This is a genomic window from Marinobacter sp. V032 (assembly GCF_052645435.1).
Genome location: NZ_JBQXYE010000001.1, coordinates 1,276,981 through 1,299,899, shown reverse-complemented (window position 1 = coordinate 1,299,899; position 22,919 = coordinate 1,276,981). Strand labels below are relative to the sequence as shown.

Genomic DNA, 22,919 nt, shown 5'->3' with positions numbered 1-22,919 from the left:
GACATGTCTGGAATGACCCCTCGCGAAATCGTCCACGAGCTCAACAAACACATCGTCGGACAGGAAGATGCCAAGCGTGCCGTTGCGATTGCACTGCGTAACCGCTGGCGTCGCATGCAGCTCGACACCGGGCTGCGCGATGAAATTACCCCCAAGAACATCCTGATGATCGGCCCCACCGGCGTCGGTAAAACCGAGATCGCCCGCCGGTTAGCCAAACTCGCCGATGCACCATTCCTCAAGATTGAGGCCACCAAGTTTACCGAGGTGGGCTACGTCGGCCGCGATGTTGAATCCATCGTTCGGGACCTTGCGGACATGGCGGTCAAAATGCTTCGCGAAAAGGAAATGAAGCGCCACGAGCATCGGGCCATGGATGCTGCGGAAGACCGCATTCTGGACGCCCTGCTGCCCCCGGCCCGAAGCTTTGAGGAAGACAGCAAGCCGGCTGACTCCTCCACTCGCCAATTGTTCCGCAAGAAACTGCGCGAAGGCGAGCTGGACGACAAGGAAATCGAAATCGACCTGAACAATCCGGCTGCCGGCGTGGAAATCATGGCGCCCCCCGGCATGGAAGAAATGACCAATCAGCTTCAGAGCATGTTCTCCAACATGTCGAAGGACCGGCGCAAAACGCGCAAGCTGAAAGTTGCTGATGCGCTCATCGCTGCACGGGATGAAGAAGCCGCCAAATTGGTCAATGAAGAAGAGATCAAGCAGAAGGCGATTCATTCCGTCGAACAGAATGGCATCGTGTTCATTGATGAGATCGACAAGGTAGCGAAGCGCTCTGAAAGCGGTTCGGCCGATGTTTCCCGTGAAGGTGTGCAACGCGATCTTCTGCCACTGATCGAAGGCAGCACCGTTTCGACCAAGTTCGGCATGATCCGCACCGACCACATTCTGTTTATTGCGTCGGGCGCGTTCCACCTGACCAAGCCGTCAGACCTGATTCCCGAACTGCAGGGCCGGCTACCGATCCGCGTTGAGCTGAAGGCACTCACGCCAAACGACTTCAAGCGCATCCTGACTGAACCGGATGCTTCGCTGGTACAACAGTATGAAGCACTGATGGGCACCGAGGGACTTACCCTCAAGTTCGCCGAAGACGCCCTTGATCGACTGGCCCAGATTGCCTGGAAGGTCAACGAGTCCACCGAGAACATCGGTGCTCGGCGTCTGCATACTGTGCTGGAACGGCTGCTGGAAAGCTTGTCGTTCGACGCAGGTGATGCCGTCGACGGTGAATTTGAAATTACCGCAGCCTATGTCGACGAGCGACTTGGCGACCTTGCCGAGGACGAAGACCTGAGTCGGTATATTCTCTGACCAGATGCCCGGGACATGTCCCGGCGCGTGATAAGACCCGAGGGAGTGAATACCTGTTCACTCCCTCGCCGGCCCTCCTTATATATGACTTTTCTGCCCGCGGAGACCGCGACCATGTCATCGCCTGATAATCGACCAACTGATATCCGCATCCGCAAACAAAGCCGTTTACTTGAACTTGAGTACGGCAGCGGCCAGGTTGTCGGACTGCCTTTCGAGCTGCTGCGGGTTTATTCACCCTCGGCTGAAGTACGTGGCCACGGCATGGGGCCCGGCACACTGCAGACAGGCAAGCGGGACGTGTTGATTACCGGCGCAAACATGATTGGTAACTACGCCCTGAAGCTGACGTTCAGCGACGGTCACGATTCCGGGTTGTTTACCTGGGCTTACCTGAAAGATCTGGGTGACAATCAGGACGCTCACTGGGCGCAATACCTGGCGCGGCTGGAAAAGGAAGGTGGGCAGCGGGGCTAGATGCGTACTCACCGGCTCGCCAACGAGTGGAGCCGGTCAAGACTGATGCCCGCCTCTTTAAAGCGCTTTCTGCAGAATATCTGTGACGTTATCCAGCCCCGACGACAACCGCTGACGCGCGGCTTTCTTGCGTCGCCCTTTGGCCACGTACAGCGGCAGCATTTCACCATACAGACTGGTACTGATCGTGCGCTGATCGTCTTCCAGGCGGTCCCGGCGCAGGGTAATGCCATAGGGCGCCAATGTGGCCTCCAGCTCGTCCGCACGCTCGAGAAGGTCACGGCGGGTCATCTGATAGGCGTGCTCACACACCATTCGGCGTGACTGGAAACTGAAGACGTTCGAGAAGTACAGCTTGGCGTCATCCCGGGTGGGCTCAAACAGCACGATATCCTTGTCCGGATAATCACGGGCGTACTGTGCGATACCCGACTGCATTCGCGAATACACCATGGTTCTGAAGGTCTGAGCCAATACATTGGGCATTCCCGACTGGGTCAGCGCGCCTGGTTTCATGGTCCCGGCACGCACCGCTGCACTGGCATCGATTGGCACCTGGGGATTGACCGCAAACACCAGATCCGCACCGTCCTCAAAGGCAACAGAGGCGTGCAGCCCTTTCCTTAAAGTGCCATCAACATAGTAACGACCGTCGATCTCAACCGGAACATAGAGGCCGGGCGATGAGGTACTGGCCTGGATCGCCTTCGAAATCGGCACATGATCGAATCCAGGTGCGCCAAAGCACACTGCTTCAGTGCTCTCCACATCTGCGGCCACAATATAGAGACTGCGACGCAACTGGCGGAAATCATTGCTGCGCCCCAGCATGCTGAATGCACGCTCTAGATATTCATGCAGCCCTTCGTTATCGAATAAGCCAGCCGGCGCGGCCTGCGACAAGATCGTCAGGGCTTCCAGCAGGCTTTGGTCATAAGGATTATCAACAAAACGCCCCAACGCACTGGCCAGCAGCCCAGGCACCGCGAGCAGACGGCGGCCGATTTCGGCAAACGCCGGACGGTAAAAAACTTCGGGATGGAATGGATGCACTTCGGCTTCGTTCTTGACGAAGATCCGGCACAACTGGGCGGTTGTCATCTGGTTGGCCAGATTGGCGGCAACAAATGAGCCGGCATTGACGCCCACATAGACATTCAGATCATTGAAATCAATGCCATCCAGCGCTTCGTCGAGCGCCCTGAGAGCGCCTATTTCATAAATACCGCCCAGTGGTCCGCCACCACCAAGGGCGAGGCCAATTGGCGGCTTTTTATTGCGTTCCGAAGTCTTGGTTACCGTCATCGCATTCCCGGTTTATGGCTGTGATCAACGTTCATTAGGCAAGCTCAGTACAGATAGTGTTGAGCGCTCATGCCCTATACGCTATCAGCGCCTTCTAGAGTAAACACCCTATTGGCGGTATAGCCGCTACTTCAGGAGCTGGCCGGCGCTGCAGCCGGAGCCTCACCCGATAAGCGACCGGGGCGCAGATACCGCCCGAACCCGGCACGGCGCAGCGCAAGATCGACACAGCTTTTTATGACATGTGGCGAGTCCAGATCGAGCACATCGTGCAACAGCTTGACGGCCCATTCCGAATCAATACTTCGAATCACCGACTTCACCTTCGGCAGGCTGGCAGCATTCATCGACAAGGCATCGTAGCCCATTGCCATCAGCAATACGGCGCCACCCGGATCCCCGGCCAGTTCGCCACATATGCTCACGGGTGTTCCCGCATCATGGGCATCGTTGGCAATTTTCACCAACGCGTGCAGTACCGCCGGATGGAATGAGTGATATAAAGACGCCACCCGGGGGTTGTTGCGATCCACTGCCAGCAGATACTGGGTCAGGTCATTCGAGCCCACTGACAGGAAATCGACCCGGTGCGACAGATCTCGCACCTGATACACAGCAGCGGGAATCTCGATCATCACGCCCACCTTGGGCATCTGGATATCGTATCCCTCTTCCCGCACCTCGTGGTAAACCCGGTAAATCAGATGCAGCGACTCTTCTACTTCGGACACGTTGCTGATCATCGGCAACATGATTCGCAGGTTATTCAGGCCATCGCTGGCCTTGAGCATGGCTCGCACCTGCACCAAAAATATCTCGGGATGATCCAGTGTCACCCGGATCCCCCGCCAGCCAAGGAAGGGGTTCTCTTCACTGATCGGAAAATAACTCAACGCCTTGTCGCCACCGATATCCAGCGTTCGCATGGTGACATCGTTGGGAGCAAAGGCCTCCAGCTGCTCGCGATAATAAGCCCGCTGCTCTTGTTCAGACGGAAAGCGCTCGTTAATCATGAAAGGCACTTCGGTGCGATAGAGCCCGATACCTTCAGCACCGTGACTCAGTGATCGCACGACATCAGTCATCAGGCCTGTATTTACCAGCAGCGGCACCCGTCTGCCATCCGTGGTGATGCAGGGTTTATCGCGCAGCTCTTCAAGTCCGCGGAACAGCGCATCTTCCTCGTCGCAGATTTCCTGGTAAAACAGCCGCAGGTCGGCCGACGGCGAGGCGTAGATCTGACCTTCAAAACCGTCGACCACAAGCTCCCGGCCGTTGAGCTGGTTCACCGGCATATCGATCATGCCCATGACAGTCGGAACCCCCATGGCACGGGCGAGAATGGCGACGTGGGAGTTACTGGACCCGCGCACGGAGACCAGACCAACCAACTGGCCTCTTGGCACTTCGCCCAGCATCGCCGGCGTCAGTTCATCACTGACCAGAACCGTTTCCTGGGGATAGACGAGTTCTTCCTGGTTCCCTTCCTGAAGATGAGCCAGCAGACGCCGTCCGAGATCCCGGATATCCACCGCCCGCTCACTCAGATACAAATCGCCCATCTTTTCAAAGTGGCGTACGTACTGTTGAACCACCTGCTTCAGCGCGCCCTGAGCCCATTGCCCCGCGATAATCCGGGTCATGACTTCGCCCGGCAGGGCGTTGTCGTCAAGCATTCGCAGATAGACTTCAAACAGGGCGAGTTCTTCTGGCCGGAGCTGCGGCGCCAAGCGTTCGGCCACCAGTTCGATGTCTTCGCGCACCGACATTACTGCGGCCATGAACAGATTCTTTTCCGCTTCGGTGTCGTCTACTTCCTTATCCGGCACCGCTTCAAGATCGGCCGGCGGGTACACCACAACGCCAGTACCAATCGCCACACCGGGCGAGCCCGCTACGCCTTTGAAACCAATATCGTGAGAGGCCTGACCGGTGAGCGACAAACCGCTCATGGCACCCGTCGCTTCACTGTGGGCAATTACGCCAGCCAACTGGGCCGAGATGGTCACCAGAAAAGCCTCTTCCCCCTCATCAAAACAACGCGAACTTTCGCGCTGCTGAACAACAAGCACGCCAAGAACCCGGCGATGGTGAATAATGGGAACACCCAGAAAGGAACGAAAACGCTCTTCACCGGTTTCAGGAAAATAACGGTAGCGGGGATGCGCGGTGGCATCTTCAAGATTGATCGGTTCTTCACGAGAACCGACCAGACCAATCAGACCTTCCGAATGCGCCAGACTCACGTTACCGACAGCCTTTTTGTAAAGACCTTCGGTCGCCATGAGGATATAGCGGTTAGAGTCCGGATCGAGCAGGTAGACCGAGCAGACTTCAGTATTCATGGCACGCTGAACGCGGGATACGATGATTTCCAGGGCTTCATTAAGATCCCTGGCACCATTCACTTCCTGAACAATACTGCGCAGCGTGGTCAACATAGACGCTTAATCCATTCTGTCCGGGAGCACGGTTTTTCCCTGCCGCTGCTCCATGTTGTGAAATAACCTTGGCGCCAGCTCCCTGAGCGCGCGCCGGTATACCTCACGCTTGAAAGACACAACCTGCCCTAGCGGGTACCAATAGCTGACCCACTCCCAACCATCAAATTCGGGCGAGTCCGTACCATCGACACGTACATTCGCATCGGGAGACAACAACCGCAGCAGGAACCATTTCTGTTTTTGCCCGATACACACCGGGTGCGAATGATGACGCACCATACGCCGTGGCAGACGGTATCTCAGCCAGCCTCGAGTGCAGCTGATGATTTCAACATCATGCTGCCCCAATCCAACCTCTTCGCCCAGTTCGCGGTAGAGCGCCTCTTCGGGGGATTCATGAGAATTGATCCCGCCCTGAGGGAACTGCCATGCGTCCTGTCCGATCCGTCGTGCCCAGAGTAATTCTCCCCGATGGTTCGCCAGAATGATTCCGACATTGGGCCTAAAACCGTCGGAGTCGATCACAGTGTTAACCTGTATGAAATGATGAGCAATGGGTGCCGGCCTCTCTATGCTTGTAATACCCGTTAAGTAGACTTGGCCGGACAGCGACAAGATCCGCTCCCGACCGGGTAAAACAACTGCTTTCCGACAATCCGCAATTTGCCTAAGTTGCCTTCATTCTTGCAGAAAGCGTACCGGCGGGCAAACGACAACCCATCATTTGATAGCATGCTAGAATGCGCGACTTACCAGTCACACCCCACACGCCAGAAATGAAGGATCACCAACGTGACACTTGCCATCTTTGACCTCGATAACACCTTAATCAGTGGAGACAGCGACCACGCCTGGGGCGATTTTCTGGTGGCGGAAGGCATCGTCGATGCCGGGGTCTATGAGAAAGCCAACGACCGCTTCTACCAGGAATATCTCGACGGCAGTCTCGATATCCTGAATTATCTGTCGTTTGCGCTTAAACCGCTGGCCGATCACGATGAGGCCACACTGCATCAACTACGCGCCCGCTTCGTCGAGGAACGTATTCAGCCAATCATGCTTGAAAAGGCCCGTCAGCTTCTTGATCACCACCGTCAGCAAGGCCATTACCTGTTAATTATTACCGCGACCAACCGGTTTGTAACCCAGCCCATTGCGGATTTGCTGGGCGTCGATGACCTGATTGCGACGGAAGCCGAAATGAAAGACGGTCGTTACACCGGTCAGGTGGCGGGCATTCCAAGCTTCCAGCAGGGCAAAGTGACCCGCCTGCAGCACTGGCTGGAAGACCGCGAGACACTGCAAAGGGAGACCTGGTTCTACAGCGACTCGCACAACGACCTCCCACTGCTGGAGCAAGTAAACCATCCGGTTGCGGTTGATCCGGATCCAAAGCTCGCTGCAGTTGCACGCGAGCGGGAGTGGCCAATTATGACTCTGAGGGACTAACAAGACATGGCACGGATCGCTACTGTTTTACTACTGGCAATGCTCACCACAGCCTGTTCGGAGCCAACGCCACCGCCCGAGGTGGCGCCAGAATCGTCTTCGACATCTCAAGAGCCCCAAATACCCGACGCCATCCGGCAACAGGTGAATGCCCGCAGCGAAGCAGTCTGCTCCACGACCAGCGCCTTGTCCGACGCGGCGACCGGCTTCGTGGCATCACCGGACCAGACAACTCTGGCCTCGGCCCGCACCGCATGGAAAGACGCGCACCTGGCCTATCGCGCCCTGCACACCCTGTATCTGCTGGCTGACCTGCAGCCACCGCAGATCAAGTCAGATCGCGATTCAGTGGACGCACATCCGATGCTACCGGGGTATCTGGATCAGGTTCCAGGCTACCCCCGCAGTGGGCTGGTTTACTCCGAGGTACCACTGACGCCGGAGTTCTTGCGCAAGGAGCACCAGTCAACCGACTTTTTCTACCTGACACTGGGCTTTCACCCGATTGAGTCACTACTCTGGCCACCCGCCACACCCAAGCCTGAAAAAGTGGTCGCCACCTTTGCCGGTAGCGAAAAGCAGGCAGCGGACCACATCGACGCACCGGAGCGGCGACAGAATCTACTCCGGGTCATTACGCTGGCGCTAAAAAAAGATGCCGCCGCTCTCTGCCAGGCGCCGAATCAGGCTCATCTGATTCAAGGGTTGGCCAGATTGACAGCACACCCCAACAAAGCGATCACGCGGCTTGAGCGGCAACTCGCCGATACGGTCGGTACGACACTTGACGCCTGGACGAAGCATCCAGAAGGCGAAGACCGGAATGGCATGCCGCTGGCACACAGCCCACAAGTCTTGACAGACTTTGACGAACTGACCGCGATAACGTCAGCAATGGGACAGGACTGGCTACCCATGCTGAACCCAGATTCAGGTGAAACAACAAAGACTATCGGGACCAAGCTCGCCACCCTGGCCGATCAGCTGAAAAAAATAGTCATAAAAGAGGCGCCGGCAACTGAAAACATTGCGGCGGCGAAGCAGACGCTGGCCGACATCAGCGATGAAGTGACGACCCTGGCGCTTTCAGCAAACTCAACAGATGAGTAAAAGGCGGGGCACTGCCCGGCAATAGGGAGACCTCACCGGATGACGCGTCATCCGGGTCGAACAAGCGCTCGGCGACCCGTCAGATAAAGCCGGTCAACGAGCGAACAAAGCAGCTTTTGATGTAGTCGGTTTCGGGGATGCCCGGAACAACCGGGTGATCGGGCGCCTGATGCCCCTGCTCGAGCAACTGCACAAAGCGGTCGATTTTCCGGCCGCTCCCCCGAATGATGTCGACCAGCTTTTCGCCAGACAGGTGCATGGAGCAGGAAGCAGATACCAGCAGGCCTTCCCGATCGAGCAGCCGCAATCCCAGCTGGTTCAAGCGCGCATACGCCTGTTCGCCGGTTTTCTGGTCGCGACGCCGGGGGATCAACGCCGGAGGATCCAGCACCACGATGTCGTACTTTTCTTTCTGGTCGCACAGGTCTTTGAGCACGGCAAAGGCATCGCCTTCAAGGGTATCGACATTCGCCAGCCCGTTAAGGCTGGCGTTATGCAGGACGCCGTCCAGCGCCTGGCGAGAACTGTCCACACAAGTCACCGACTCGGCCCCCGCAGCTGCGGCCTGTATGCCCCAGCCACCGATATAGCTGAACACATCAAGCACGCGCTTGCCCGGCGCGTAAGCTTGCAGGCGTCGGCGGTTCAGCCGGTGATCATAGAACCAGCCGGTCTTTTGTCCATCCATGAGTGGCGCCTCAAACCGCACGCCGTTTTCTTCAACCTGCAGGGTGTCGACAGCATCCCCGAAAGGCACATCGACATAACTTTCCAGCCCTTCAACGCTGCGCATTTTGCCGTCGTTCTTGAACACGATGCTGCGCGGATGTACCAACTTCTGAACCGCGCGAACAAGCGACTCGCGCAAGCTTTCCATGCCCGCAGTGGATATCTGGATCACCACCACATCACCATAGCGATCAATGACCAGCCCCGAAAGGCCGTCGCCATCGCCGAACACCCAGCGATAAAACGGCTTGTCAAACAGCGATTCGCGCAATGACAGCGCCAGTTCCAGTCGATGAGACAGGCGCTGCGGCGTCATGCCGTGCTCGGGATTACGACTGATCAGACGACCGCAGATCAAGGCGTGCGGATTAACGAAGACAGTTCCCAGCGCCTTGTCGTTTGACGCAACAAGCTGTGCCTGAACACCCGGCTCAAACTCTGTCAACGGGCTGCGGCGGATATCCACCTCGTTGCTGTAAACCCAGAGATGACCGGACCGGAGGCGGCGTTCGGCGCCCTTGCGCAGATAAAGCTTGGGAAACATAACAGGACTCGCGTTCTTGACTGGAGGGGGCTGAATTATACGGGCTCGAAGGAGTGAAGACCATGAAGCGAACACCCCAAAGAGCGTCGCAAACAGGTTAAACAGGTATTCGGGCAGGCGGCACCTGCCCGGAGATCATCGCTTACTCGGCGTCAGCGACCATGTCAGCGTAGGCATCAGCTTCCATAAGGCCATCGATTTCGCCTGCATCTGACAGACGCACACGGAACAGCCAGCCTTCGCCATACGGGTCTTCGTTCAGTTTCTCCGGCTCGTCCTCAAGACTCTCGTTGATCTCGATAACTTCACCGGTGACAGGGCTGAACACGTCCGAAGCGGACTTGACTGACTCGGCGACACCCGCCTCTTCACCACCGGTGACGGTAGCGCCCAGCTCTGGTAGCTCCACAAAAACCACATCGCCCAACTGGTCCTGGGCAAAGTCAGTGACACCAACGGTAGCGGTGCCATCATCAGCAACCCTTACCCACTGGTGAGTTTCGATGTATTTGAGATCGGCAGGAATCTGACTCATTGCGCGCACACCCTAAATGAAATTTTCGGCAGTTTAACCTATTTAACCGAGTTCACTGAATAGCGATGCGATATCAGTCGCGGGGCATGAGGGTATCGGGCAAGGGAATACCAAGAAATGCCATGGCGGCAGGCAATACGCGAGGGAAATTCTGAAACCGGTGATCGCCACCGGGCTGAATCCATTGCGAGGCGCTGCTGTAACGACGGCAAGCATCTCGGTAGTCCAGCGTTTCGTCTGCCGTCTGCAGCAACACCATCAGATCAGCCGTATTCAGCGACGCTCCCGGCTCCATCTCTTGCAGCTGCAGCATGTGATCCCGCGTGACCTCGAACGCCTCGCCGGTATACAGATTGGTTTGCGTACCGATATAGCCGTCCAGCAATTGATAAGGCGCAACGGCGGGATTGATCAGCACAGCTCTGAGCCGGTGCCGGGCCGCCACGACGCTGGCGTAGTAGCCCCCAAGGGAGCTCCCCATCAATCCACATGGACGGTCACCGAAACACTCCACGATATCCGACACACGTTGAATCGCCTCTGCAGGTTCGAATCCGAGATCCGGTACATGCAGTTCTACCGGCACCTGATGCGAATCGAGCCACTGGCGCAATTCGGTCACCTTGTCAGACTGCGGCGAACTCCTGAAACCATGCAGATAAATCAGGCCGGGTCGGTTGGATGCTTGCTCAGAATCGGATGCTGACATCGGTGGTTCAATACCCCTGGCTGTTCATATCAATCGAAAACTCGAAATCGGTGGCCCGGCGCACATGGCTGGCGATGTCACCATCTGAAAACAACTCCAGCCAGCGATAGCCCGGTGCCAGCCCATCAACAGAGAAACCGGAGGATTCCGGTGCAAACTGAATACAGGTCGATGGCGTCGCCATCAGCCGGACACTCCCCTGGCAGTTTTCCCACTGTTGATGAATATGCCCCCACAGCACGCCCCTTACCTGGCCATGCTGCGACACTATCTGCATTAGCTCATCCCGGTTGCGCAAGCCGATATCCGACATCCAGTCACAATCGATATCGACCGGATGATGATGCAGCGCGATCAGCGCCGGCAAGTCCGGATGCTCGCTAAGACTGGCCTCAAGAAAGGCGAGTTCGGATGGCGTTAATTCGCCGTGCACTTTACCGGGCACGGACGAATCCAGAAAAATCAGCTGCCAGCCGCCCAGAACCAGACGCTTGCGTGCTGCCCCGGTGCCGCCGATCACACTCTGCATCACCTCGACATTGTCATGATTTCCGGCGAACCAGATCACCGGACAGGAAAATGCCGTCATGCGATCCTGAAACGCGCGATAAGCCGCTTCCGAGCCATCCTGTGCAATATCGCCACTGACCACCACGACATCTGGCTCACTTTCTTCGACCTGAATCAGAGCGATTACCGCGTCCAGACTATCCCGCGTGTTGACGCCCAGAAGCTCGCCTGCCGGGTCAGCCATCAAATGAGGATCAGTAATTTGCAGCACCCGCAGCCCGGAACGGGGCTCGGTGCCAGCAGCGTTGGATTTGTCAGGTGAATGGCTAAAAGACATGTCTGGCCGTTATCTTTGGCGGGTATGAGTTGGCAAACTATTACAGATGCGCGTCAGGACATATTAGCGAATAGTGCATACGGGTTCCTGAAGACCTGTCACATTAACTCTGCGCAACGTTTGGCGTCTGGTATTTAATCGACCACCGGCCAGGCAATGTTCTCGGCCGGCACATGACCAAACCGCAGGCAAAAGCCCAACCAATCAGCCAGAAAAGCATTCACCTGAGCTTTTTCGTCCGGATGGTGCATAAACTGGTTAGGGTAATTGTTAATCGCCTCGATGCGACGATATCGACGGCAACTGATGACCTCTGCCACCAGAGCGTCATGATAAACCCGCACAGTCAGTTGCGGGTTGTTGAGCCAGCGGCCAGCGTTGTGTACTTGCTCGAGCAATAAAGTCTCGGTGAACCTGGACTCCTGAATCTGCTCAATACGCACCCGACCAAAATAGCGATCACTGTCCTGCAGCTCAAACTCGGCAATATCATTGTGCTGCTTTGCCAAACGGCGCAAGCGCTGCAATCGGCCATAATTGGCCTCGCACAGAGCACCAAACCGTTGAAGGTCGGGCACGTACTGCTTTTTTCTGCGCACTGACATTGCTGTTTTCATCATCAGGACCAGCTTTCTCGAAGTCTTGCACGGTGTATCGTCAGCCATTGCAGCGAAATAATCGCGGCAGCATTATTGATTGTACCGTCCGCCAGCATGGCCAGAGCCTCATCAGCGGTAAATACATGAGCGCGGATATCCTCATTCTCGGCTGCGATACCAAACAGACCGCCCGCGTTTTCAGTGCTAACCCAGCCAGCGTAAAGGGACACCATTTCAGTTGTGCCACCCGGCGACACCAGATAGTCACAGATTCTCTCGAGCCGCCGGAATTCAAGACCGGCCTCTTCCTCTGCTTCACGATGGGCGACGTCCTCCGGAGTCTCCCCGGGTTCGTTCATACCCGCGATCAACTCCAGCAACCAGGGGGACTGATCACGCCAGAGAGCACCGGGTCTGAACTGCTCCAGTAATACGACCTCATCACGCACCGGATCATACGGCAGAACGCAGGTCGCATCCCCTCTGAGAAACATTTCACGATCAATCGTACCGGTGTAACTGCCATCAAAACGGGCATGACTGAGCCGCAACCGATCCATTCGGAAAAAGCCCTGGTACAGGGGTTCCTGTGATTCGATGCGCACATCGTTAGCGTCAAACTGAAACGGTGCTGTTTTCTTCTGTGGCATAACCCAGTCTATTGTGGCGAGTGAAGCAGAACAATAGACGCGCGGAGGCTCGGGTTTCAAGCCCCCGGCATGACAGTCCGCTCACCTTCGGGTCAGCGTGAGCGCGTCATATTTTGTCGTACAACCGGCTACCGGCATTCAGAAACTCCTCCGATTTCAGTTGCATGCCGTCCTTCTTGACCTGATCTTCAGCCAGCCCGTTCGCCTCTGCGTAATCCCGAACTTCCTGGGATATTTTCATGGAACAGAATTTTGGACCGCACATGGAACAAAAGTGCGCCACCTTGGCCGAATCCTTTGGCAGGGTTTCATCGTGAAATGCGCGAGCCGTGTCGGGGTCCAGCCCCAGGTTGAACTGATCTTCCCAACGGAACTCGAAACGCGCACGCGACAGGGCATCATCACGCAACTGGGCTCCGGGATGGCCTTTGGCAAGATCAGCCGCGTGGGCAGCAATTTTGTACGTAATAATGCCGGTTTTGACGTCATCCTTGTTAGGCAGCCCAAGATGTTCTTTCGGCGTGACATAACAGAGCATTGCACAACCAAACCAGCCAATCATCGCCGCACCAATACCGGATGTGATGTGGTCATAACCTGGCGCAATATCAGTTGTCAGGGGGCCCAGCGTATAAAATGGCGCCTCATCACAGCACTCGAGCTGCTTGTCCATATTCTCCTTGATGAGATGCATCGGCACGTGGCCCGGCCCTTCGATCATCACCTGCACATCGTGCTTCCATGCAATTTTGGTTAGCTCACCAAGGGTTTCCAGTTCGCCGAACTGCGCCGCATCATTGGCATCGGCAATACAGCCCGGCCGCAGACCATCGCCCAGGCTGAACGACACGTCGTAGGCTTTCATGATTTCGCAGATGTCTTCAAAATGGGTGTACAGAAAACTCTCGGTATGATGCGCCAGACACCATTTGGCCATGATCGAGCCGCCACGGGACACAATGCCGGTGATGCGTTTTGCTGTCATGGGCACATGATGCAAGCGCACACCTGCGTGGATCGTAAAGTAATCAACGCCCTGCTCTGCCTGCTCGATCAGGGTATCGCGGAACACCTCCCAGCTCAGATCCTCGGCGACGCCATTGACCTTCTCAAGCGCCTGATAGATTGGCACCGTGCCGATGGGTACCGGGGAATTGCGAATTATCCACTCCCGGGTTTCGTGGATGTTCTTCCCGGTCGACAGGTCCATCACCGTATCTGAGCCCCAGCGGGTTGCCCAGGTAAGTTTTTCCACTTCTTCCTCAATGGACGAACTGACCGCGGAGTTGCCGATATTGCCATTAATCTTGACCAGAAAGTTACGGCCAATAATCATCGGCTCCAGTTCCGGATGATTAATATTGGCCGGTATAACAGCCCGTCCGCTGGCCACTTCTTCGCGCACAAACTCCGGTGTTATCTGCGCAGGAATCCTCGCCCCCAGTGACTGACCGGGGTGCTGTGTTTCAAGCAATCCTCGCTCTCTGGCGTCCTGTAGCTTCAGGTTCTCGCGGATGGCGATAAACTCCATCTCCGGTGTCACGATACCCTTGCGCGCATAGTGCATCTGACTGACATTCATACCGGGGCGAGCTCGCAATGGCCGGCGCTTGTCGTCAAACCTAAGCACATCAAGCGCAGGATCATTCAGGCGCCGGCGCGTGAACGCCGAGGTGTAGCCCGCCAGCTGTTCGGTATCTCTGCGCTCATCAATCCAGGCATGCCGGACAGGCTTGAGCCCGCGTCGCAAATCGATATCTTCCTGGGGATCGGTATAGGGGCCTGACGTGTCATACACCACCACAGATGGGTTCTGCTCCGGCCCCTTGGCAGTCTGGGTGGCACTGAGGTGAATTTCCCGCATGGGGACGCGAATATCAGGGCGACTGCCGGTGACGTAGATTTTATTGGACCCGGCGAGCGGCGCGATTGCTGCCTTGTCGACCTGGGCAGCGTCTTTCAGAAAGGAAATGGTATCCGTGGCCATCAATACAGCCCTCCACATGTTAATTACGGGTGGGCGCGTTTGACGGAGCACAATATAAAAAATGACACCATGCCGATTGCAGCAATGATGGCATTCCGAATTGCAGGTCAGGTCTCAAATCCCTACGCCGGTACTAACCGGATCAGGTTCGCGGGTTTTGCCATGCAGGAGCGCGCATTCAGCGGTTCCTCCGGGCAATCTCAGCCGGCCAATGCCAGCACCCCGTCAAGACGCGTCAGTAAGATCACCAGTTCAAGCCTGAACCGCGACATGATGCGGCTTACAGGCAATATAAAGGTGACTTTTGCAAGTGTAGAGATCGGATTGATTATTGTCCATAATGTGGATCGCTGATCGCTTAACCCATTTTGCCAGGCAGGAGAATTCATGAAGAAGTCTGTTCTTTCCGGACTTGTTGGGCTGCTGATTGCTCAGCCGACAATGGCCGTCAACCTGATTGACGCCTACGAAAAAGCTCTTGCCTACGACTCCGGCATTGCCTCCGCCAGAGCGTCATATGAATCCCAGCAAGCCAATGTTGATGTCAGCCGCAGTAAACTCCTGCCGCAGATCAACGCATTCGGTAACGCTCAACACACCGATTCCAACGGTGACATTCAGGACGACTCCTACAAGGCATATAGCTACGGAGCAGAACTGACACAACCTATCTTCAGGGCTGATGCCTGGTTCAATTTTGACGCCAGCCAGTTCCAGAGCGATAGCGCCCGGGCCGAATACAGCCTGGCGCAGCAACAGCTCATTCTTGATGTCGCCACAGCGTACTTCAACGTGCTGCGAGCCGAGGATAATCTGACGACTGTTGGCGCAGCGGAAGCGGCCTTTGAACGCCAATACGATCAGGCGCAGGAACGGTACGACGTAGGTCTTATCGCCATTACTGAAGTTTACGAATCCCGTGCGACTTACGACGCCACCAAGAGCGAACGCATCACGGCAGAAAACGATCTGGATATCGCCCGCGAGCAATTGAGCCGCCTGATCGGCGAATATGCAGACGATCTTGACAATCTGCGTCAGGATTTCCCGCTTTCACGCCCCTCGCCGCAAGATCCGGCAGCATGGGAGAACATCGCACTCGAACAGAACTGGCGCATTCAATCTGCGGCGTACACCCTGCAGGCCAATCGCTCACTGCTTGATGTCGCCAAGTCCGGCCATTACCCGACTCTGGACTTTACCGCCAGCTACACCGAAACTGAACTTGACGGTATCGGCGCCACGTCTCCATTGCAGGCAACCCGAGACGGCACAACCGATGAAGGCGTCGTGGCCTTGCAACTGAACGTGCCGCTTTATCAGGGTAACGGGACGGAAGCGAGCATCCGTCAGCAGCGCGCGCAGGTGACAGTTGCTGACCAGAACCTCAACACGGTTCGCCGCGATGTGCGTGTCAACGCGCGCAGCTTCTACCGCACCGTTAACTCGAACCTCGAAACCGTAAAAGCGCAGGACCAGACGATTGTTTCACGGCGCAGCGCACTGGATGCCACCCGTGCGGGCTACGATGTAGGGACACGGAATATCGTGGAAGTACTTGATGCCGAAAGGAACTATTACATTGCGCTGCGGGACTTCGCAAACGCACGCTACGACTACGTGATCAACACACTGAACCTAAAACTGGTCGCAGGCACGCTAAGCCCGCAGGATCTGGTTGACCTGAATCAGTGGCTGAGTGCAGCGGCACCCGGCATTGAAGCCCAGGCCAACGAAAGCAAAACAACGGATCCAATGACCACGCCTTAACTGCGCAGGAACACACGCGCCGGCTATGAGCCTCAGGTGCGTGTGTTTCAGTGGGCGCCTTCAAATCATGCACTGATGACTTGAAGGCGCCCTCTCTATTTCAGCTTTTCAAGGATGCCCTCAACCACTTTGTTGAGGGCGCCTCGGTTCGCATTTACAACTGCCAGCGCATTGCTTCCCAAGGTCTTACCTGCACTCTCACTACCCAAACACTCGAGCACAACGTCACCCAGTGATGCACTGTCATCTACGGTTTTCAAGGCTTCGCCTTTCCTCAGCCGATCATAAATATCCGAAAAGTTGAATACGTGCGGTCCCGAGACAACGCCCGTCTCCCACGCGGCGGGCTCAAGCGGATTGTGGCCACCCCGCTCAATGAGTGATCCACCTACAAAAGCAAGGTCTGCCGCTCCGTAAAGCATCAGCAGTTCACCCATGGTATCGCCGAGATAGACCTGGCAGTCTGCGCCCACCTGACCGGCCGAACGACGGTAACAGGAGAGTTTTTTTCGGTTGATCAGCTCGGCAACATCATCGAACCGTTCGGGATGCCGGGGCACCAGCACGAGCAACGCATCAGGAAAGGTATCCAGTACACGTTGATGTGCATCGAGAATCTGGCTGTCCTCCCCTTCGTGCGTGCTTGCAGCAATCCAGACCGGACGGGCGTCACCCATTTCACGGCGCAATTCGCCGGCCCGACGACGCAGATCGGGGGAAATATCCACATCAAACTTGATACTGCCTGTCACCGAAACCGCCGACGGCAGAGCCCCGATGTCCTCAAAGCGCCGGGCGTCCGAGGCTGCCTGAGCCGCTATCCAGTCAAGATGACGCAACAAATCACGGGAGGCTTTATGCAAGCGAAGATAGCCTTTGGCCGAACGTGCCGACATGCGGGCGTTGATCAGAAATATCGGCGTGCCGGCAGCGGACGTTCGCTCAATCATGTTGGGCCAGATTTCAGTTTCCATAATAACGAGTGCCCGCGGTCTGGCTCGCATAAGAAAACGCCTGACTGATCCCGGTGTGTCATAGGGCGAAAAGGCATAGTCCACACTATCGCCAAACATCGCCTGAGCACGGGCACGGCCTGTGCCGGTCATTGCCGTCATCAGAATACGAACATCCGGGCGCCGTCGTTGCAGCTCGCGAACCAGTGGCGCAGCGGCTATGGTTTCACCCACAGACACCGCATGCACCCAGATCACAGGCTGGGGCTGGCGGGCGATATAACCCAGGCGCTCTCGCCAGTGATCCATGGTGTCTGGGCTTCGACGGCCGTGCCACCACAGACGGATCAGTACAAATGGCAATATCAGGCGGAAAAGCGTTGAGTATAAAAAGTGAAGCATTAACACTCCGTGTCACATCCGTATACAGTCATTCTAACGTATAGATTTCGACGCCACCGGCCGGCAACATGATTCATCGCAACAACGCCCGATAACGTCCAAACGAAACAGATTCCGGCAACCGCCGAACAGGGTTCCAAGCAACAAGATTGCACAGACCGGTACTTATCAAACTAAGATATGCTGATAAACTTGTACGAAATCACAAACATGGACAGATCGTGAGTCAAAACGCGACAAAACGCAGACCCCGGGACACGCAATATTCTCATTATCTGCATCCACGCTGGTGGCCCACCTGGTGCGTAATCGGCATCATCTGGCTGATGGCGCAATTGCCAATGTCAGTGCAATGGCAACTCGGACGCACAATCGGAGCCCTGGCTTACCGCACGCTGGCCCGCAGAAAACACATCACTCGTGTCAACATACGGCTGTGCTTCCCGGATCTATCACCGGAGGAGCAGGAAGCGCTGGTTAAAAAATCCTTTTATTCCAATGGCATCGGCATCATGGAAATAGGACTGGCCTGGTTCCGGGATCCGGAGCAGTTGCGCGACCTGACACAGGTGCACGGTCTGGAACACCTGGAATCAGCACTCGCAAAAGGAAACGGCGTGCTTCTGCTCGGCGGGCACTATAGCACGCTCGACCTCGGCGGTAGCCTGGTATCACTGTTTATAGAAGCCGATGTTATGCAGCGGGACCACAATAACCCGTTGATGAATGCGGTGATGACACGGGCCCGGGAACGCCGCTACGGCATTGCACTGGGAAGCAAGGATCTCAGGGGGTTGTTCCGCCGTTTGAAAGCCAACCGCACCATCTGGTACGCCACCGATCAGGACTACGGCCGCAAGGGTGTCGTGTTTGCACCTTTTTTTGGAGTTCCGGCGTCGAGTATTACGGCAACCGCCCGTATCGCGGAGCGCAGTCAGTGTGCCGTCATTCCGTTCAGCCATTTTCGGCGGGAGAACAGCGTTGGCTATGACATCTATTTTCATCCGGCCTTGAATCACTATCCCTCGGGAGACGATCTCGCCGATGCGACACGGGTTAATCTGACCATTGAAAACGAGATCCGACGCTATCCCGATCAATATCTGTGGATGCACCGCCGCTTCAAGACCCGACCACAGCGGTCAGATCCCGACTTCTATGACCGGGAAAGCGCGTGATCACCGGCCGGGCGCCAATTGTGTGGTTGCTGCATGATGACAAGCCGGGCCACAACACTCAGCTCCGCGGGCTTGCCCACCGCCTGAAAGCGCTCGGCAACGCTCACTGCCACTGGATAGACTGCGGCAATTTGAGCGTGCCGTTCTGGCGCGCGCTGTTCGGTGTGGCTCCGGTTATTGACGCGCTGAGCGCTTTGCCGTCACCGGATATAGTGATCGGGGCAGGCTCACAAACCCATCGGCTACTCTTTGCACTTCGACGCCGCAAGCAGGTGATGACAACGGTGCTCATGCGTCCCTCACTGCCACTGAGCTGGCTCGATACAGCCATCATCCCCGAACACGACACACCAGCATCATCAGATCGAACGCTGATAACCAAAGGCGTACTGAATACCATCACGCCGATGGCGAAACTCACGGCCCGACACAACGGCTTGATGCTTATCGGCGGCCCGTCCAAGCATTTTGAGTGGGACGATGACCAGGTACTCGCCCAGATAGACCAGCTCCGCAAAGCCTTGCCCGGATGGCACTGGACCTTGTCGTCCAGCCGCCGCACCCCGCAAGCGATGCTCTCGCAACTGGCGCTGATGGAAGATTCAACCCTGACAGTGACGGACCACAGAAAAACGCACGCCAGCTGGCTGTCCCAGGCTTTGGCGGACAGCCGCTGCGTCTGGATTACACCGGATAGTGTTTCGATGGTGCATGAGGGACTGACGAGCGGCCTTCCAACCGGGCTTTTCGATATACCCCCTAAAAGCGACAGCCGGGTCGCCCGGGGCATTGCTCAGCTTCAGGCCGATCAACGGGTTTATTCGCTGTCCGACGCCGGCTCGATCGCCACCGCCACACCGCCCGCGCCCCTGTGGGAAGCAGACCGGGCAGCGCGTTGGCTACTTGATCGCTGGCAGAGCAGGCAAAAAGCAGGAGCCCCCTTACCATGAAAGTACTACAGGTCTTACCTGCACTGGATAGCGGTGGCGTTGAGCGCGGCACTCTGGAGATTGCCGAGGCGCTGGTGCAGGCTGGACATGAATCCTGGGTCGTTTCTGCCGGCGGCCGGCTGGTCAGCCAACTGGAAGCAGCAGGGTCGCGACATATTCACTGGGATCTCGGCCGAAAATCACCCGCATCGCTGCTACAGGTCAGACCGTTCCGGCGCTGGCTCAGTCAAAATGAGTTCGATATTGTCCATGCACGCTCCCGAATGCCGGCATGGATTACCTTGATGGCGTTGAAACGCCTTGCGCCCGGGCAGGCACCACACCTGGTGACCACCGTCCACGGCCTGCACTCTGTAAACCGTTACAGCGCGGTGATGACGCGGGGCGAGCGGATTATTGCCGTATCAGAAACCTGTCGTCACTATATTCTGGACAACTACCCATCCGCCCGGGCAGAGCACATTCGATTGATTCATCGCGGCATTGATCCGTCGCAGTTCCCTCGCGACTTTCAGCCTTCAACCGAATGGCAAGCCAACTGGCAGCAGGAGTACCCGCAGCTGCAGGGCAAATTTATCGTCACCCTGCCCGGTCGACTGACACGCCTCAAAGGCCATAGAGAATGGCTTCAGGCGATCGCACGCCTTAGCCAGCGCATGCCTGATCTGGCAGGACTCATTGTAGGCGGTGATGCACCCGGCAAAGCGGATTACGCAGCGGAAGTACGCCAGCAGATCAAGGATAACGGCCTTGAAAACATCGTCACAATGACGGGCCATCGTACTGATATGCGCGAGATCTATGCCGCTTCGAACGTTATCATTTCACTCTCGACCAAACCCGAATCCTTTGGCAGGACGGTACTGGAACCGCTCGCAATGGGTGTTCCAGTAGTCGGCTATGCTCGCGGCGGCGTCGCCGAGATTCTACAGGCGCTTTATCCTGCTGGCGCTGTTGAACCGGGCGATCTGGAAGGCATCGTCGATGCCATCCTTGGCGTCTACAATGGACAGCACACTGACGTAAAGCCAAACGATGTTTTCCTGCTTGAGAAGATGCAGGCTGAAACGCTCAAGGTTTATCAGGAGCTGGTTGCCCCATGATGCTAACCCTCGTCGCCCTGCTGGCTGTCGTCATCTATTTGTCATGGCGCTATGCCTGGTGGCTCCCTGCACAGGATTATCGGGCGCCACGAATCTTGATGTATCACATGATCAGCGATGCCCCTGAAGGGGCCAAATTCAAGGGGCTGCGGGTATCCCCCGGACATTTCGAACGCCAGCTTCAGCACCTGAGTCATCAGGGCTGGCGTTTCGTCACCATGCAGGAACTCACTGATCAAATCGCCAACGGCACGCTGCGGCAAAAAACCGTTGCCCTGACATTTGACGACGGCTACCAGGATAACGTCACCAACGCACTGCCTCTGCTGCGGCAATACAATGCCAAAGCGACACTGTATCTGGTGGTTGATCGCCACGACCGCGACTGGTCAACCTACAAGAAAGCCCACCATAATTCCGGTGAGCTGGCGCGGGAGCCAAAGCTGACTGACGAGCAAGTAAAGGATATGCTCGCTTCCGGACTGATCGAGCTGGGCGGGCACACCTATACCCACGCCAACCTGCTGACAGCTGACGACGCAAGTCGCCAACATGAGATCGCCAGCAGCCGACGCACGCTTGAAGCGCAGTTTGAAACCTCTGTTACCAGCTTCGCCTACCCTTTCGGACTCTACGGCGAGAAGGATGTTGTCGCAGCGCAGGCGGCTGGATACCGTAATGCTGTCACCACCATCGAAGGCATTGAGGACCAGTTTGGCCAACGCCCCTTTGAACTTCGGCGCGTCAAGGTGAGCGGCAAAGACAACTTGCTGGCATTCAAATTGAAAATGCGGCGCGGAATCAGAGGTGTCCGCTGATGCGTATTCTTCACGTGATGGGCGGAAACGAAGAAGGCGGTCTCGAAAAACACGTTATTGAACTGGTCAACACACTGGCCGAATATCCGGACGATCAGGTGATGCTCGCCGCCCACGCCAAATATCAACCGCGTGTCAGCGCACAGGTTACGTTTATCCCCGTTGACCTGTCCCGATCACGGCGCAGCCCACTTGCCCTCTGGGCGCTTTGGCGGTCAGTCAGACAGCACAAGCCAGACGTCATCCATGCGCAGGGCGGCAAGGCAATGGCCATGATCGCCACGCTTGCCAGCCGCTTACACAGACCGTTGGTGGCAACGGTTCACGGCCAAAAGAAAAAGCAACCGGGGCTCGCTGCCTTCTCCGCTATCATCGCTGTCAGCGCCGGACTGGCCCGGCAAATCAATCACCCTTCGGTTCACGTGATTTACAACGGTATTGCGCCGCCGCTTGAACATGATAAGCAGCAGATCGCAGACCTGCGCCAGTCACTACAACCTGTAAGTGGCCAACGCCTGTGGCTTGCCGTCGGTCGGCTGGTGCACGTTAAAGGGTTCGATATCTTGCTTGAGGCAATGACGAAGGTACCCACCGGCCACTTGCTGATCGCCGGCGAGGGACCAGAGGCCGACAGGCTCAAAGCGCTTTGCCGCGACCTGAAGCTGCAACAGCGTGTGAGTTTTCTCGGGAACCGGTCCGATGTCAGCGCCCTGATGAGCGCCTGCGATGCCGTGGTCATATCGTCCCGGCGAGAGGGATTTTCCTATGTTTTCTGTGAAGCAGCCATGCAGGCAACGCCGGTGATATCAACCGATGTCCCGATTCCCAACGAAATGCTACCGTCATCATTGATCTGCCCAACCGACAACCCGGATGCGCTGGCTCTTTTGATGAATACGTTCAACCCCGATGATCCCGGTCACGGGGATAGCCACCGAGCCGCCCGGGAGAAGCTGACCATCGCGGCTATGGCCGGCGCCACCCGGGACCTGTATAACGGAATAACGCCAACGGACCGTCGCGCAAGCTGA

The 22,919-nt window shown here is 56.6% G+C and carries 22 protein-coding genes and 1 riboswitch; of the genes, 10 read left to right on the top strand and 12 right to left on the bottom strand.

The features are described from left to right. Positions 1 to 3: 3 nt before the first annotated feature. Positions 4 to 1,329 (top strand): ATP-dependent protease ATPase subunit HslU, encoded by a 1,326-nt coding sequence (hslU, locus tag ACUN9X_RS05960; protein WP_260038887.1) that lies wholly within the window; start codon positions 4 to 6, stop codon positions 1,327 to 1,329. 114 nt (positions 1,330 to 1,443) lie between these two features. Beyond that, positions 1,444 to 1,806: a DUF971 domain-containing protein gene (locus tag ACUN9X_RS05955; RefSeq protein WP_260038886.1), complete on the top strand. Its 363-nt coding sequence runs from the start codon at positions 1,444 to 1,446 to the stop codon at positions 1,804 to 1,806. Positions 1,807 to 1,863: 57 nt separating this feature from the next. On the opposite strand, the gene ACUN9X_RS05950 is transcribed toward ACUN9X_RS05955, so the two are convergent. From ACUN9X_RS05950 to ACUN9X_RS05940, 3 genes are all read right to left on the bottom strand, one after another. After that, positions 1,864 to 3,111 (bottom strand): patatin-like phospholipase family protein, encoded by a 1,248-nt coding sequence (locus ACUN9X_RS05950; protein ID WP_445472472.1) that lies wholly within the window; start codon positions 3,109 to 3,111, stop codon positions 1,864 to 1,866. A 131-nt stretch (positions 3,112 to 3,242) separates the two neighbouring features. Then, positions 3,243 to 5,552 carry a phosphoenolpyruvate--protein phosphotransferase gene (gene ptsP, locus ACUN9X_RS05945; RefSeq protein ID WP_445472471.1) on the bottom strand — a complete coding sequence of 770 codons (2,310 nt, stop codon included), beginning with the start codon at positions 5,550 to 5,552 and terminating at the stop codon, positions 3,243 to 3,245. 6 nt (positions 5,553 to 5,558) lie between these two features. Then, positions 5,559 to 6,080: an RNA pyrophosphohydrolase gene (locus ACUN9X_RS05940; RefSeq protein ID WP_260038883.1), complete on the bottom strand. Its 522-nt coding sequence runs from the start codon at positions 6,078 to 6,080 to the stop codon at positions 5,559 to 5,561. A 267-nt stretch (positions 6,081 to 6,347) separates the two neighbouring features. Between ACUN9X_RS05940 and ACUN9X_RS05935 the strand changes: the two genes are divergently transcribed. Together ACUN9X_RS05935 and ACUN9X_RS05930 are read left to right on the top strand one after the other, a co-directional pair. Next, positions 6,348 to 7,004: a histidinol-phosphatase gene (locus tag ACUN9X_RS05935; protein WP_260038882.1), complete on the top strand. Its 657-nt coding sequence runs from the start codon at positions 6,348 to 6,350 to the stop codon at positions 7,002 to 7,004. A 6-nt stretch (positions 7,005 to 7,010) separates the two neighbouring features. After that, positions 7,011 to 8,114: an imelysin family protein gene (locus ACUN9X_RS05930; RefSeq protein ID WP_445472470.1), complete on the top strand. Its 1,104-nt coding sequence runs from the start codon at positions 7,011 to 7,013 to the stop codon at positions 8,112 to 8,114. Positions 8,115 to 8,193: 79 nt separating this feature from the next. On the opposite strand, the gene ACUN9X_RS05925 is transcribed toward ACUN9X_RS05930, so the two are convergent. From ACUN9X_RS05925 to ACUN9X_RS05890, 8 genes are all read right to left on the bottom strand, one after another. Beyond that, positions 8,194 to 9,387 carry a class I SAM-dependent rRNA methyltransferase gene (locus tag ACUN9X_RS05925; protein WP_445472469.1) on the bottom strand — a complete coding sequence of 398 codons (1,194 nt, stop codon included), beginning with the start codon at positions 9,385 to 9,387 and terminating at the stop codon, positions 8,194 to 8,196. 142 nt (positions 9,388 to 9,529) lie between these two features. Continuing rightward, positions 9,530 to 9,922 (bottom strand): glycine cleavage system protein GcvH, encoded by a 393-nt coding sequence (gene gcvH, locus ACUN9X_RS05920; protein WP_260038879.1) that lies wholly within the window; start codon positions 9,920 to 9,922, stop codon positions 9,530 to 9,532. A gap of 73 nt (positions 9,923 to 9,995) precedes the next feature. Further along, the gene (locus ACUN9X_RS05915) at positions 9,996 to 10,631 is read right to left on the bottom strand and encodes a YqiA/YcfP family alpha/beta fold hydrolase (RefSeq protein ID WP_260038878.1); all 636 of its coding nucleotides are present in this window, start codon (positions 10,629 to 10,631) and stop codon (positions 9,996 to 9,998) included. Positions 10,632 to 10,638: 7 nt separating this feature from the next. Next, positions 10,639 to 11,478, bottom strand: a complete 840-nt coding sequence (gene cpdA, locus ACUN9X_RS05910; RefSeq protein ID WP_445472468.1) for a 3',5'-cyclic-AMP phosphodiesterase — start codon at positions 11,476 to 11,478, stop codon at positions 10,639 to 10,641. A 134-nt stretch (positions 11,479 to 11,612) separates the two neighbouring features. Next, a complete protein-coding gene (locus ACUN9X_RS05905) occupies positions 11,613 to 12,098 on the bottom strand; it encodes a DUF1249 domain-containing protein (protein ID WP_445472467.1) in 486 nt (161 codons plus the stop codon). Continuing rightward, positions 12,098 to 12,727, bottom strand: coding sequence for an NUDIX domain-containing protein (locus ACUN9X_RS05900; RefSeq protein ID WP_260038875.1), 630 nt, complete (start codon positions 12,725 to 12,727; stop codon positions 12,098 to 12,100). Before ACUN9X_RS05900 ends, ACUN9X_RS05905 begins: the two co-directional genes overlap by 1 nt. Positions 12,728 to 12,833: 106 nt before the next feature. Continuing rightward, a complete protein-coding gene (thiC, locus tag ACUN9X_RS05895) occupies positions 12,834 to 14,714 on the bottom strand; it encodes a phosphomethylpyrimidine synthase ThiC (protein ID WP_445472466.1) in 1,881 nt (626 codons plus the stop codon). Positions 14,715 to 14,815: 101 nt separating this feature from the next. Further along, a riboswitch (TPP riboswitch) is annotated at positions 14,816 to 14,949 on the bottom strand. After that, complete coding sequence (locus ACUN9X_RS05890) at positions 14,915 to 15,103, bottom strand: hypothetical protein (RefSeq protein ID WP_445472465.1); 189 nt, start codon at positions 15,101 to 15,103, stop codon at positions 14,915 to 14,917. Its footprint overlaps the riboswitch before it by 35 nt. On the opposite strand from ACUN9X_RS05890, the gene ACUN9X_RS05885 reads away from it, so the two are divergent. Further along, positions 15,102 to 16,484, top strand: a complete 1,383-nt coding sequence (locus tag ACUN9X_RS05885) for a TolC family outer membrane protein (protein WP_260038873.1) — start codon at positions 15,102 to 15,104, stop codon at positions 16,482 to 16,484. The genes ACUN9X_RS05890 and ACUN9X_RS05885 overlap by 2 nt on opposite strands. A gap of 95 nt (positions 16,485 to 16,579) precedes the next feature. Here ACUN9X_RS05885 and waaA read toward each other — a convergent pair whose 3' ends face one another. Next, positions 16,580 to 17,839 (bottom strand): lipid IV(A) 3-deoxy-D-manno-octulosonic acid transferase, encoded by a 1,260-nt coding sequence (gene waaA, locus ACUN9X_RS05880; RefSeq protein ID WP_445472464.1) that lies wholly within the window; start codon positions 17,837 to 17,839, stop codon positions 16,580 to 16,582. A gap of 221 nt (positions 17,840 to 18,060) precedes the next feature. Between waaA and lpxL the strand changes: the two genes are divergently transcribed. From lpxL to ACUN9X_RS05855, 5 genes are read left to right on the top strand one after another with little or no spacing between them, the layout of a single operon-like run. After that, entirely contained in the window at positions 18,061 to 19,017 is a 957-nt protein-coding gene (gene lpxL, locus ACUN9X_RS05875) for an LpxL/LpxP family Kdo(2)-lipid IV(A) lauroyl/palmitoleoyl acyltransferase (protein ID WP_260038871.1), read from the top strand. Next, positions 19,014 to 19,967, top strand: coding sequence for a mitochondrial fission ELM1 family protein (locus ACUN9X_RS05870; protein ID WP_445472463.1), 954 nt, complete (start codon positions 19,014 to 19,016; stop codon positions 19,965 to 19,967). Before lpxL ends, ACUN9X_RS05870 begins: the two co-directional genes overlap by 4 nt. Continuing rightward, entirely contained in the window at positions 19,964 to 21,070 is a 1,107-nt protein-coding gene (locus tag ACUN9X_RS05865; RefSeq protein ID WP_445472462.1) for a glycosyltransferase family 4 protein, read from the top strand. The genes ACUN9X_RS05870 and ACUN9X_RS05865 overlap by 4 nt, the downstream gene beginning before the upstream one ends. Continuing rightward, positions 21,067 to 21,888 carry a polysaccharide deacetylase family protein gene (locus tag ACUN9X_RS05860; protein WP_260038868.1) on the top strand — a complete coding sequence of 274 codons (822 nt, stop codon included), beginning with the start codon at positions 21,067 to 21,069 and terminating at the stop codon, positions 21,886 to 21,888. Before ACUN9X_RS05865 ends, ACUN9X_RS05860 begins: the two co-directional genes overlap by 4 nt. Further along, positions 21,888 to 22,919: a glycosyltransferase gene (locus tag ACUN9X_RS05855; RefSeq protein WP_260038866.1), complete on the top strand. Its 1,032-nt coding sequence runs from the start codon at positions 21,888 to 21,890 to the stop codon at positions 22,917 to 22,919. Before ACUN9X_RS05860 ends, ACUN9X_RS05855 begins: the two co-directional genes overlap by 1 nt.

What these genes read in the sequence shown, in the direction of transcription:
- thiC (WP_445472466.1), bottom strand. Translation starts at nt 14,714, where the DNA reads ATGGCCACGGATACCATTTCCTTTCTGAAAGACGCTGCCCAGGTCGAC.
- hslU (WP_260038887.1), top strand. Translation starts at nt 4, where the DNA reads ATGTCTGGAATGACCCCTCGCGAAATCGTCCACGAGCTCAACAAACAC.
- ACUN9X_RS05950 (WP_445472472.1), bottom strand. Translation starts at nt 3,111, where the DNA reads ATGACGGTAACCAAGACTTCGGAACGCAATAAAAAGCCGCCAATTGGC.
- ACUN9X_RS05905 (WP_445472467.1), bottom strand. Translation starts at nt 12,098, where the DNA reads ATGATGAAAACAGCAATGTCAGTGCGCAGAAAAAAGCAGTACGTGCCC.
- ACUN9X_RS05955 (WP_260038886.1), top strand. Translation starts at nt 1,444, where the DNA reads ATGTCATCGCCTGATAATCGACCAACTGATATCCGCATCCGCAAACAA.
- ACUN9X_RS05885 (WP_260038873.1), top strand. Translation starts at nt 15,102, where the DNA reads ATGAAGAAGTCTGTTCTTTCCGGACTTGTTGGGCTGCTGATTGCTCAG.
- ACUN9X_RS05855 (WP_260038866.1), top strand. Translation starts at nt 21,888, where the DNA reads ATGCGTATTCTTCACGTGATGGGCGGAAACGAAGAAGGCGGTCTCGAA.
- ACUN9X_RS05860 (WP_260038868.1), top strand. Translation starts at nt 21,067, where the DNA reads ATGATGCTAACCCTCGTCGCCCTGCTGGCTGTCGTCATCTATTTGTCA.
- ACUN9X_RS05915 (WP_260038878.1), bottom strand. Translation starts at nt 10,631, where the DNA reads ATGTCAGCATCCGATTCTGAGCAAGCATCCAACCGACCCGGCCTGATT.
- ACUN9X_RS05890 (WP_445472465.1), bottom strand. Translation starts at nt 15,103, where the DNA reads ATGAATTCTCCTGCCTGGCAAAATGGGTTAAGCGATCAGCGATCCACA.
- ACUN9X_RS05930 (WP_445472470.1), top strand. Translation starts at nt 7,011, where the DNA reads ATGGCACGGATCGCTACTGTTTTACTACTGGCAATGCTCACCACAGCC.
- ACUN9X_RS05925 (WP_445472469.1), bottom strand. Translation starts at nt 9,387, where the DNA reads ATGTTTCCCAAGCTTTATCTGCGCAAGGGCGCCGAACGCCGCCTCCGG.
- cpdA (WP_445472468.1), bottom strand. Translation starts at nt 11,478, where the DNA reads ATGTCTTTTAGCCATTCACCTGACAAATCCAACGCTGCTGGCACCGAG.
- gcvH (WP_260038879.1), bottom strand. Translation starts at nt 9,922, where the DNA reads ATGAGTCAGATTCCTGCCGATCTCAAATACATCGAAACTCACCAGTGG.
- ACUN9X_RS05900 (WP_260038875.1), bottom strand. Translation starts at nt 12,727, where the DNA reads ATGCCACAGAAGAAAACAGCACCGTTTCAGTTTGACGCTAACGATGTG.
- ptsP (WP_445472471.1), bottom strand. Translation starts at nt 5,552, where the DNA reads ATGTTGACCACGCTGCGCAGTATTGTTCAGGAAGTGAATGGTGCCAGG.
- waaA (WP_445472464.1), bottom strand. Translation starts at nt 17,839, where the DNA reads ATGCTTCACTTTTTATACTCAACGCTTTTCCGCCTGATATTGCCATTT.
- ACUN9X_RS05865 (WP_445472462.1), top strand. Translation starts at nt 19,964, where the DNA reads ATGAAAGTACTACAGGTCTTACCTGCACTGGATAGCGGTGGCGTTGAG.